Annotated in this window: 3 rRNA genes; all 3 read right to left on the bottom strand. The window is 56.6% G+C overall.

The features are described 5' to 3' along the window. Positions 1-8: 8 nt before the first annotated feature. A 5S ribosomal RNA gene (gene rrf, locus AU185_RS13315) occupies positions 9-123 on the bottom strand. A gap of 110 nt (positions 124-233) precedes the next feature. Continuing rightward, positions 234-3,361 (bottom strand): 23S ribosomal RNA (locus tag AU185_RS13320). Positions 3,362-3,792: 431 nt separating this feature from the next. Further along, positions 3,793-5,315 (bottom strand): 16S ribosomal RNA (locus AU185_RS13325). Together the 16S, 23S and 5S rRNA genes form the textbook arrangement of a ribosomal RNA operon. Positions 5,316-5,474: the final 159 nt, after the last annotated feature.

Raw genomic sequence — 5,474 nt, forward strand, 5'->3', positions numbered from 1 at the left:
TAATTTGTGTTCGGCGGTGTCCTACTTTTCCGCCCGGGTTGGGCAGTATCATTGGCGCTGGCAGGCTTAGCTTCCGGGTTCGGGATGGGTCCGGGCGTTTCCCTGCCGCTATTGACCGCCGTAACTCTATTCACTTTTTTAGTGTCCCCCGGGTTTTGTTCGGGGGAAGTGTTTTTGGTGGTGGGGTGTGAACACGTGTTTGGGGTGTTCGTGGATGGTGTGTGGTTGCGAGTGTGTGTAAGTTTTCGGCCGGTTAGTGCCAGTTCCCTGCGCCCATTGCTGGGTGTGTAGGTCTGGTCTATCGATCCCGTGGTCTGCGGGGGGCCTTATCCCACTTGATGGGTGAGAAGCCTGGTCTTGGAGGGGGTTTCCCGCTTAGATGCTTTCAGCGGTTATCCTGTCCGAACGTGGCTATCCAGCGGTGCCCCTGGTGGGACAACTGGTGTACCAGAGGTTCGTCCGTCCCGGTCCTCTCGTACTAGGGACAGGTTTCCTCAAGCTTCTGACGCGCGCGGCGGATAGAGACCGAACTGTCTCACGACGTTCTAAACCCAGCTCGCGTGCCGCTTTAATGGGCGAACAGCCCAACCCTTGGGACCTGCTCCAGCCCCAGGATGCGACGAGCCGACATCGAGGTGCCAAACCATCCCGTCGATATGGACTCTTGGGGAAGATCAGCCTGTTATCCCCGGGGTACCTTTTATCCGTTGAGCGACACCCCTTCCACTCGGGGGTGCCGGATCACTAGTCCCGACTTTCGTCCCTGCTTGACATGTTCGTCTTGCAGTCAAGCTCCCTTGTGCACTTACACTCAACACCTGATTGCCGTCCAGGTTGAGGGAACCTTTGGGCGCCTCCGTTACTTTTTAGGAGGCAACCGCCCCAGTTAAACTACCCACCAGGCACTGTCCCTGAACCGGTTCCACGGTTCGAGGTTAGAGGCCCAATACGATCAGAGTGGTATTTCAACAACGACTCCACAATCACTGGCGTGACTGCTTCATAGTCTCCCACCTATCCTACACAAACCGTATCGAGCACCAATACCAAGTTGTAGTGAAGGTCCCGGGGTCTTTTCGTCCTGCCGCGCGTAACGAGCATCTTTACTCGTAATGCAATTTCGCCGAGTCTATGGTTGAGACAGCTGAGAAGTCGTTACGCCATTCGTGCAGGTCGGAACTTACCCGACAAGGAATTTCGCTACCTTAGGATGGTTATAGTTACCACCGCCGTTTACTGGGGCTTAAATTCTCCGCTTCACCCTTGCGGGTTAACGGGTCCTCTTAACCTTCCAGCACCGGGCAGGCGTCAGTCCGTATACCTCGTCTTGCGACTTCGCACGGACCTGTGTTTTTAGTAAACAGTCGCTTCTCACTGGTTTGTGCCACCCCCTCCCGCTGCCCCCAGCAAGTGGGTTGACGGTGTGGGGGTCCCCCTTCTCCCGAAGTTACGGGGGCATTTTGCCGAGTTCCTTAACCATAGTTCACTCGTACGCCTCGGTATTCTCTACCTGACCACCTGTGTTGGTTTGGGGTACGGGCCGTGTATGCGCTCGCTAGAGGCTTTTCTCGACAGCATAGGATCACCGAATTCGCCTCACTCGGCTATGCATCACCTCTCACACATATGCGTGACGGATTTGCCTATCACGCGTGCTACCGGCTTGCCCCAGTATTACCACTGACTGGTACGGCTGCCTTCCTGCGTCACCCCATCGCTTGACTACTACCCACACGGGTCCCACGCAGCCCCCGCTCCCGTCACCCCGAAGGGATCAGTGGAGCAGGTTTTGGGTGGTTAGCGGTATGGATTCGTCAGGGACGCTCATACACGGGTACGGGAATATCAACCCGTTGTCCATCGACTACGCCTGTCGGCCTCGCCTTAGGTCCCGACTCACCCTGGGCGGACTGGCCTGGCCCAGGAACCCTTGGTCTTCCGGCGGGCAAGGTTCTCACTTGCCTTATCGCTACTCATGCCTGCATTCTCACTCCCACACCCTCCACCACTCGATCACTCGGTGGCTTCACCGGATGCAGGACGCTCCCCTACCCAACATAGAAATAATCTATGCTGCCGCGGCTTCGGCGGTGTGCTTGAGCCCCGCTACATTATCGGCGCACAATCACTTGACCAGTGAGCTATTACGCACTCTTTCAAGGGTGGCTGCTTCTAAGCCAACCTCCTGGTTGTCTTCGCGACTGCACATCCTTTTCCACTTAGCACACGCTTAGGGGCCTTAGCCGGCGATCTGGGCTGTTTCCCTCTCGACGCACGGAGCTTATCCCCCGCCGTCTCACTGCCACACTTTTGACTTGTCGGCATTCGGAGTTTGGCTGACGTCAGTAACCTAGTAGGGCCCATCGGCCATCCAGTAGCTCTACCTCCAACAAGAAACATGCGACGCTGCACCTAAATGCATTTCGGGGAGAACCAGCTATCACGGAGTTTGATTGGCCTTTCACCCCTACCCACAGCTCATCCCCTCAGTCTTCAACCTAAGTGGGTTCGGGCCTCCACGCGGTCTTACCCGCGCTTCACCCTGGCCATGGGTAGATCACTCCGCTTCGGGTCCAGAACACACCACTACACCAAACACTGTTGTTTGGATACGCCCTATTCAGACTCGCTTTCGCTGCGGCTACCCCACCCGGGTTAACCTCGCGACATGTCCCTGACTCGCAGGCTCATTCTTCAAAAGGCACGCCATCACCCCACGAAAAATCGGGGGCTTTGACGGATTGTAGGCACACGGTTTCAGGTACTCTTTCACTCCCCTCCCGGGGTACTTTTCACCATTCCCTCACGGTACTGATCCGCTATCGGTCACTGAGAAGTATTCAGGCTTACCGGGTGGTCCCGGCAGATTCACAGCAGATTCCACGGGCCCGCTGCTACTCGGGGAAAACATTTCACGAAAGCCGCCAAGTTTTCGTCTACGGGGCTCTCACCCTCTACGACAGGCCATCCCAGACCACTTCAACTAACCCAACGGTTGATCACTTTCGCCCAGGCCGGCGGACCTCGGGAAGAAACGCCCCACAACACCGCACACACAACCCCCGCCGGGTATCACATGCACACGGTTTAGCCATCCTCCGCTTTCGCTCGCCACTACTTACGGAATCACTATTGTTTTCTCTTCCTACGGGTACTGAGATGTTTCACTTCCCCGCGTTCCCCCCCAACGCCTATATATTCAGCGTTGGGTGACACGACATCACTCGTGCCGGGTTTCCCCATTCGGACATCCTCGGATCCACGCTCGGTTGACAACTCCCCGAGGCATATCGCAGCCTCCCACGTCCTTCATCGGCTCCCAGTGCCAAGGCATCCACCATGCGCCCTTAAACACTTACACACAAAACAGATCAAAAATTCTCGGAAGAATAAAATTGCATTATCTCGACACACAAAAAAACACCAGCCCCCACAACGGAAGACCAGCACCCCTTTGCGCGCCAGATGCTCGCAACCACTATCCACAAATCAAACACCACACCCCACCACCAAAGCAGGGCAACAACAACGCCAACCCCGACCGGGATCGACACCACCTCCGGTTTCCCACACTCGGGACGAAGAGATAGCGGGCTTGTTGTCTCAAAGCCCAATAGTGTGTCTGGCAATCCCTCACCGCATCTCAGCCGAAGCTAAAACCCGTAGCGGCTCAATGTTTGTTGTGCACCAGACCCCCACCCACTACAGGTGTGGGGCCATCCAACGAATCCGTCTGGGACACCGGAGGATCCGCGATCTGCGGGCCGGCCCAAACATCGTGGTGCTCCTTAGAAAGGAGGTGATCCAGCCGCACCTTCCGGTACGGCTACCTTGTTACGACTTCGTCCCAATCGCCGATCCCACCTTCGACGGCTCCCTCCCACAAGGGGTTAGGCCACCGGCTTCGGGTGTTACCGACTTTCATGACGTGACGGGCGGTGTGTACAAGGCCCGGGAACGTATTCACCGCAGCGTTGCTGATCTGCGATTACTAGCGACTCCGACTTCACGGGGTCGAGTTGCAGACCCCGATCCGAACTGAGACCGGCTTTGAAAGGATTCGCTCCACCTCACGGCATCGCAGCCCTTTGTACCGGCCATTGTAGCATGTGTGAAGCCCTGGACATAAGGGGCATGATGACTTGACGTCATCCCCACCTTCCTCCGAGTTGACCCCGGCAGTCTCTCACGAGTCCCCGGCATTACCCGCTGGCAACATGAGACAAGGGTTGCGCTCGTTGCGGGACTTAACCCAACATCTCACGACACGAGCTGACGACAGCCATGCACCACCTGCACACAGGCCACAAGGGAACCGACATCTCTGCCGGCGTCCTGTGCATGTCAAACCCAGGTAAGGTTCTTCGCGTTGCATCGAATTAATCCACATGCTCCGCCGCTTGTGCGGGCCCCCGTCAATTCCTTTGAGTTTTAGCCTTGCGGCCGTACTCCCCAGGCGGGGTACTTAATGCGTTAGCTACGGCACGGATCCCAAGGAAGGAAACCCACACCTAGTACCCACCGTTTACGGCGTGGACTACCAGGGTATCTAATCCTGTTCGCTCCCCACGCTTTCGCTCCTCAGCGTCAGTTACTGCCCAGAGACCCGCCTTCGCCACCGGTGTTCCTCCTGATATCTGCGCATTCCACCGCTACACCAGGAATTCCAGTCTCCCCTGCAGTACTCCAGTCTGCCCGTATCGCCCGCACGCCCACAGTTAAGCTGTGAGTTTTCACGGACAACGCGACAAACCACCTACGAGCTCTTTACGCCCAGTAATTCCGGACAACGCTCGCACCCTACGTATTACCGCGGCTGCTGGCACGTAGTTGGCCGGTGCTTCTTCTGTACCTACCGTCACTTCCGCTTCGTCGGTACTGAAAGAGGTTTACAACCCGAAGGCCGTCATCCCCCACGCGGCGTCGCTGCATCAGGCTTGCGCCCATTGTGCAATATTCCCCACTGCTGCCTCCCGTAGGAGTCTGGGCCGTATCTCAGTCCCAGTGTGGCCGGACACCCTCTCAGGCCGGCTACCCGTCGTCGCCTTGGTAGGCCATCACCCCACCAACAAGCTGATAGGCCGCGGGCCCATCCCACACCGCAAAAGCTTTCCCCCACCAACCATGCAACCGGCAGGGAATATTCGGTATTAGACCCAGTTTCCCAGGCTTATCCCAAAGTGCAGGGCAGATCACCCACGTGTTACTCACCCGTTCGCCACTCGAGTACCCCCGAAAGGGCCTTTCCGTTCGACTTGCATGTGTTAAGCACGCCGCCAGCGTTCGTCCTGAGCCAGGATCAAACTCTCCAAACAAAACCCAAAAAGGCCAATCAGAGAAACATTTGACCAAGCAAGACACCAAAAACTGGCATCACAAACACCCACCCCTAAACGGGAAAAAGAGGCAGGCAAAAAACAACAACAAACAAAAACCACCAAACACACTATTGAGTTCTCAAACAACACACCCGC

Source organism: Mycobacterium sp. GA-0227b (assembly GCF_001499855.1).
GTDB lineage: Bacteria > Actinomycetota > Actinomycetes > Mycobacteriales > Mycobacteriaceae > Mycobacterium.